The 6,652-nt window shown below is 43.1% G+C and carries 4 protein-coding genes; 2 read left to right on the top strand and 2 right to left on the bottom strand.

Annotation, left to right across the window (positions count from 1 at the left end):
- On the bottom strand, positions 1–1,319 hold a 1,319-nt coding region (gene pds / locus PX636_RS17130; RefSeq protein ID WP_288118002.1), incomplete at its 3' end, for a 15-cis-phytoene desaturase.
- Positions 1,320–1,764: 445 nt separating this feature from the next.
- Between pds and PX636_RS17125 the strand changes: the two genes are divergently transcribed.
- Together PX636_RS17125 and PX636_RS17120 are read left to right on the top strand one after the other, a co-directional pair.
- Positions 1,765–4,545 (top strand): cation-translocating P-type ATPase, encoded by a 2,781-nt coding sequence (locus tag PX636_RS17125; RefSeq protein WP_002795537.1) that lies wholly within the window; start codon positions 1,765–1,767, stop codon positions 4,543–4,545.
- Between the two features lie 4 nt (positions 4,546–4,549).
- Positions 4,550–6,349: an SLC13 family permease gene (locus PX636_RS17120; RefSeq protein ID WP_002795536.1), complete on the top strand. Its 1,800-nt coding sequence runs from the start codon at positions 4,550–4,552 to the stop codon at positions 6,347–6,349.
- A 54-nt stretch (positions 6,350–6,403) separates the two neighbouring features.
- On the opposite strand, the gene PX636_RS17115 is transcribed toward PX636_RS17120, so the two are convergent.
- Positions 6,404–6,652, bottom strand: a 249-nt coding sequence (locus PX636_RS17115) for a tetratricopeptide repeat protein (protein ID WP_288118000.1), incomplete at its 5' end; no start/stop codon positions are given.

The raw sequence follows: 6,652 nt of genomic DNA, 5'->3' as shown, positions 1-6,652 counted from the left end.
TCCATGCTTCCTAAATATTTTTGCATGGTATAGTCACCGGCGAGATAAAAATTCTCGATCGGAGTTTTTTGAGAAGGTCGATAAGCTTGTCGGCCAGGGGTGGCTTTATAAACTGATCGGGGAGTTTTCACCAGATGATATTTTAACAATTGACTGGGATTATCGCCATTAAAATGTTGGGGAAAGAGTTTTTCTAGTTCTTTCATCGTGGCGGCGATAATTTCTTCATCGGATTTGCTAATCCAATCCTGAGCGGGAGCGAGAACTAATTCTAACATCGAGCGATCGGGGTTAGCGTATTCTTTACAGGTGTTGCTCATGTCAGCATAAACACTGAGTAAGGGCGAACGGGAGAATAATAAATGATCGATGTCGGTTAGTTTGCGATCAAACCAGAGGTGTAAATTAATGACGGGAACCCCTTCTAATCCTTCTAATTTTTGAAAGAATTTATCTTCTTGCCAAGGTTTAGGTAGTAAAACTTTTAAAGGATCTACCGGCATCGCAGACACATAAAGATCGGCTTCAAAAAGATAATCTTCCCCACCGTCTAAACCGCGCATTAAGAAGGCTTTAACTGTGCCATCTTCATTTAAGATAATCTCTTTTAAAGGGGCATTCAAGCGCACTTCTCCACCTCTAGCGGTGATGTAATCGACTAAAGGTTGGCAGAGTCTTTCCGGGGGTGAACCGTCGAGAAAAGCCATTTTTGAGCCGTTTTTCTCCTGTAAAAAGCGGTTGAGGGCTGTTAGTAGAATTGTGGCGGAAATCTCGTTAGGATCGATAAAGTTTAGGGCTTTCGACATAGCGATAAACACTTCTTTTTCTACCCTAGGGGGGATGTTTTGTTTCTCTAACCATTCCGACCAAGAATATTTATCCATCTCCTCGACGTAACTTTGACCTTTAACAATGGCAGGAATTAAACCGAGTCCAAATTTAATTTTTTCCTCCCAAGTTAACATATCGTTATTGCGAAGAATGGCAACAATACCGTTAATTGGGGCGGGAATATCTGGGAAGTCAAACCGCGAATAGGTCCCCGGTTTTTCCGGCTGATTGAAGATCATCGAGTGTTCTTTCCACTGTAAACGATCTTCTATGCCTAATTCTTTGAATAATTGCAGCATATTGGGATAAGCGCCAAAGAAGATATGTAAACCGGTTTCGTACCAGTCCCCATCGGCATCTTTCCAAGCGGCAATTTTTCCCCCTAATACATCGCGACGTTCCAGTACGATGGGCGTATGTCCCGCATCGACAAGGTATTTCGCACAAGATAATCCGGCTAGTCCCGCACCAGCGATCGCAACTCGCATCGTTTCCTATCTACTCTCTAATGTCTTGTCTTTATCACATTCGCTATTATACTTCACATTTCGTTACATTTTTTTCAGATTATCGAGAAGGCGGTCGGCAGGGGGCAGGAGGAGATAGGGTGATAGGGTGATAGGGTTTTGGGGTGATGGGGTTTTGGGGTGATAGGGTGATGAGACAGCTTCCCCATTTCCCCACTTCCCCACTTCCTTGATAACTGCTGACTGGTCACTGATAACTGATTACTGGTCACTGATAACTGATTACTGGTCACTGATAACTGATTACTGGTCACTGATAACTGCTTACTGGTCACTGATAACTGATTACTGGTCACTGATAACTGATAACTGGTCACTGATAACTGATAACTGATATTGTGATATGTAATTAGCTTAATTCGCTTACCTTTTTAGTTCACGCGTACACCCTCTTCAATCGATCGCTATGACTTTTCCCACTACGTCACCTCAAGTCTCGGAAATAGAGAATAATCGTGCTTGGCATAATTTAACTGGGGAACAAACCCTAGAAATACTGAGAACCAATGGGGAAACTGGCTTAATCGAGGCGGAAATTGTTAAAAGAAAGGATTTTTTCGGATTAAATGAACTAAAAGAAACGGGGGGACGTAGCCCGTTAATGATTTTATGGGAACAGTTTACTAACATTATGTTAGTGATGCTGATCGCCGTGGCGGTGGTTTCGGCAGTTTTGGACCTGAAAAAAGGGGAATTTCCCAAAGACGCGATCGCTATTTTTACAATTGTTATTTTAAACGGTATTTTAGGATATTTACAGGAAAGTCGGGCAGAAAAGGCATTAGCAGCCCTTAAGCAGTTATCCTCGCCCAAAGTTAGAGTTATTCGTAATGGTAGCACCTTTGAAGTGACGGCCAAGGAACTTGTCCCCGGGGATATCATGTTACTGGAAGCGGGGGTACAAATTGCCGCCGATGGCAGATTATTAGAAGCACAAAACCTGCAAATTCGCGAAGCTGCCCTCACGGGGGAAGCGGAATCGGTGAATAAACAAGCACAGAAGGTTTTACCAGAAGATGCCTCTTTGGGCGATCGCATTAACCTCGTCTATCAGGGTACAGAAGTAGTACAGGGACGGGGGAAAGTGGCGATTACCAAGACGGGAATGGATACGGAAATCGGTAAAATCGCCGCTTTGTTGCAAGGAGTAGAAAGTGAACCAACTCCCCTACAGCAGCGAATGTCGCAGTTAGGTAACGTTTTAGTGAGTAGTTCCCTAGCTTTAGTGGCTGTAGTCGTGCTTGGTGGCGTAATTCGCTTTGGTTGGCAGTTTTTTGAATCATTCCTCGAAACTTCCCTCAGTATGGCTGTGGCCGTTGTTCCCGAAGGTTTACCGGCAGTGGTAACGGTGACTTTGGCAATTGGAACCCAAAGAATGGTGAGAAGACAAGCTTTAATCCGTAAATTGCCGGCAGTGGAAACCTTAGGCTCGGTAACGACGATTTGCTCCGATAAAACCGGAACTTTAACTCAAAATAAAATGGTGGTGCAGAAAGTTAATACTTCCGAGCAGACAATTACTGTCACGGGGGAAGGTTACGCGCCTATCGGTGAGTTTAATGGTGTTAGTGAAAGTGATCCGGAACTACAGGCAATTTTAACGGCTTGTGTGCTGTGTAATGATGCACTTTTGCAAAATAAAGCGCAAGAATGGTCAATTTTAGGCGATCCCACCGAAGGAGCTTTACTGACGTTGGCGGGTAAAGGAGGACTATATCGGGAAGCATTGGCACCACAAAGCCCTCGTTTAGGCGAATTTCCCTTCTCTTCCGAAAGAAAGAGAATGTCAGTAATCTGTGAGAATGCCCAGTTAGGTTTGGGGGATTCTGCCTATTTAATGTTTACCAAAGGATCACCGGAATTAATTCTCGAACGCTGTTCTCTGATCCAAGTTGGGGCAGAAAGTCAACCCTTAACAGATGAACAAAGAAGCCGTATTTTGGCACAAAATGACGAAATGGCGGGTAATGGCCTACGAGTCTTGGGTTTTTCCTATAAACCGATGACAGAAGTGCCAGAAGCGGAAAGAGAAGATAGTGAGGAACAATCCCTGGTTTGGTTGGGATTGGTGGGAATGCTCGATGCACCCCGCAAAGAAGTTAAAGAAGCGGTTGCCCTCTGTCGTCAAGCGGGAATTCGTCCGATTATGATTACTGGAGATCACCAATTAACGGCCAAGGCGATCGCATTTGAATTAGGAATTGCTGCCCCCGGGGAGCGCGTAATCACGGGTAAAGAATTAGAAAAAATGTCTCAGAATGACCTAGAGGCAGAGGTAGATGGTGTTAGCGTCTATGCTCGTGTTTCTCCCGAACATAAGCTGAGAATCGTCCAAGCTTTGCAAAAACGGGGCAAATTCGTCGCCATGACGGGGGACGGGGTGAACGATGCTCCGGCACTAAAACAAGCGGATATCGGTATCGCCATGGGCATTACTGGAACCGATGTCAGCAAAGAAGCCAGTGATATGATTTTGCTGGATGATAATTTTGCCACCATCGTCGCCGCCACCGAAGAAGGGCGCGTGGTTTACAGTAACATTCGGCGCTTTATTAAATACATTCTCGGCAGTAATATTGGCGAGGTTTTAACGATTGCAGCGGCTCCGCTGCTCGGTTTAGGCGGTGTACCCCTTTCTCCCTTGCAAATCCTCTGGATGAACCTTGTCACCGACGGTTTACCGGCTCTGGCTTTGGCAATGGAACCCGCCGAACCTAATGTGATGAAACGTCCACCTTTTAGCCCCCGGGAAAGCATTTTTGCTCGCGGGTTGGGTTGGTATATGATTCGCATCGGTGTGGTGTTTGCCATTCTCACCATTATTATGATGGCTTGGGCTTACCGATATACTCAAGCAACCCCCGAAATCGGAGATCCTGGACGTTGGAAAACCATGGTATTTACTACCCTCTGTTTAGCACAAATGGGTCATGCTTTGGCGGTGCGTTCCCATACCCAGTTAGCTGTGCAAATGAATCCCTTCTCTAATCCTTACATTATTGCTGCCGTGGGCTTGACAACGATCCTACAATTGTTGTTAATTTATGCTCCTCCTCTACAAAACTTCTTCGGTACTCAATGGATTAGTGGCACGGAATTATTAATCTGTTTTGGATTTAGTGCCTTAATGTTTGTTTGGATTGAGTTGGAGAAGTTATTTATTCGCTGGTTCATGACGAAAAAATAAATCAATGCCAACACCAATTATTCTGACTTTAACGGTTTTAGTCGTTGCTTTAGTCGCTTTCGTGGCGGAATGGCTACCGGTAGATTTAACCGCTTTATGCGTGGCTATTGTCCTCATTCTTTTGGGTTTAGTTACTCCCGAAGAAGGTATCGCCGGATTTAGTAATTCTGCCACGGTGACGGTGATGGCGATGTTTGTGCTTAGTGCTGGAATTACCCGCACGGGAGTGATTCAAGTAATTCGCGATCGCTTGCTGGTTTGGGGGGGCAAAAATCCCCACCAACAGGTATTTGTCTTAGGGGCATTAGTGGGGCCGATTAGTGCTTTTATTAATAACACGGCAGTGGTGGCGATCTTTTTACCCATCGTCGAAGATTGGTGTAAAAAACAAAAAATTTCTCCTTCTAAGTTATTAATTCCCCTTTCCTACGCCACGGTTTTAGCGGGGATGATTACCGTGGTGGGGACTTCTACTAACATTCTCGCTAGTGGTATTTCTGCCAAGCTGGGTTATGGGGAATTTAGCTTATTTCAATTCACTGCTTTAGGATTAGTAACTTTTTTGGCAGGTTTGATTTATTTAACAATTTTTGCCCCGAAATTACTACCCGATCGCAAATCTTCCACCGGGGAATTTTTAGAGGATGATTATGGTTCTAAAGTATATCTGAGTGAGGTAATTATTACCCCTCGTTCTAATCTTATCGGTCAAACTTTATCCCAAAGTGGACTACAAAGAAAGTTTAATTTTGATGTGTTGGAATTAATCAGAAATAAGGTACATTTACCCCAACCTTTAGCTGATAAAGTTCTCAATGCTGGCGACATTTTAATCGTTCACAGTAGTCGAGAAGAACTATTAAAAATTAAAGATGAACGAGGCTTAGAAATCTTTGCCGATGTCAAATTTCAGAAAGGAGATATTGAATCGGCAATTACTACAGGTGAGGAAAAATTAGCCGAGGTTTTGCTTCTCTCTAATTCCCGTTTAATTGGGACAACTTTAAAAGATTTGAAATTCCGTCAGCGTTATAACGCAACGGTTTTAGCGATTCGGCGTGGTTCAGAATTACTGCAAGGAAGATTAGGTAAAATTCCTTTAAAGTTTGGCGATTTGCTTTTAGTTCAGGGACCAAAACAGAGTTTTATTGGTTTACAAACCACGCGAGAATTATTAGTCTTAGAAGAAAAAGAGATCGAATCATTGCGACAGGATAAAGGCATTATTGCTTTAATGATTACTTTGTTGGTGATTATTATTGCTGCTTTTGATATTCAACCGATTCTCGTCACCAGTTTAGTTGGGGTGGTTTTAATGGTAATTACTGGCTGTCTAAAACCGGGGGAAGTCTATGGTTCCATTCGTTGGGATATTATCTTTTTATTAGCGGGTTTAATTCCCCTGGGTACTGCCATGGATAACTCGGGAACGACTAAATGGTTGGCAGATAATTTAGTGGCTATCGGCGGCAATCTTTCGGGGTTTTGGATCTTAGTTTTTTTCTATCTAATTACTTCAGTTTTAACCGAAATCCTCTCTAATAACGCCGCCGTGGTTTTAATGATTCCCGTCGCCGTGGAAGTGGCGAAAACTTTGGGTTTAAATCCTTTGGCTTTTATGTATGCTGTCACCTTTGCTGCTTCTAATAGTTATCTAACACCAATTGGCTATCAAACTAACACCATGGTTTATGCACCTGGCGGCTATAAATTCCTCGATTTTACCCGTTTGGGTGCGCCCCTAAATTTAATTTTGACGATTTTAACCCCTAGTTTAATTGTCTTGTTTTATGGCTTGAAATAAAGAAAGAGATCGAAGATTCTTCGATCTCTAAAAAGAATTTGATAGTAGTCAAAACTATTTCGATTCAGCGAAGCGTTTACGCAGGGATTCGGCTCGCTTTTTCGCTACGGTATTATTAGGATCAAATTTGAGAGTTTCTTCGTAGGTTTCGAGAGCTTTTTTAGCCATTTGTTTCTTTTCGTAAACATTGCCAAGATTATTGAGAGCGATCGAGTATTCAGGATAAAGTTTAATTGCTTCTTTGTAGTTACGAATCGCTAATTCTAATTGTTCTTGGGCAAAATAGGAAAAACCGAGCGCATT

Source organism: Microcystis sp. M53598_WE2, from assembly GCF_030067735.1.
Lineage (GTDB): Bacteria > Cyanobacteriota > Cyanobacteriia > Cyanobacteriales > Microcystaceae > Microcystis > Microcystis aeruginosa.
This window is presented reverse-complemented; position numbering and strand designations above follow the sequence as displayed.

What these genes read in the sequence shown, in the direction of transcription:
- PX636_RS17125 (WP_002795537.1), top strand. Translation starts at nt 1,765, where the DNA reads ATGACTTTTCCCACTACGTCACCTCAAGTCTCGGAAATAGAGAATAAT.
- PX636_RS17120 (WP_002795536.1), top strand. Translation starts at nt 4,550, where the DNA reads ATGCCAACACCAATTATTCTGACTTTAACGGTTTTAGTCGTTGCTTTA.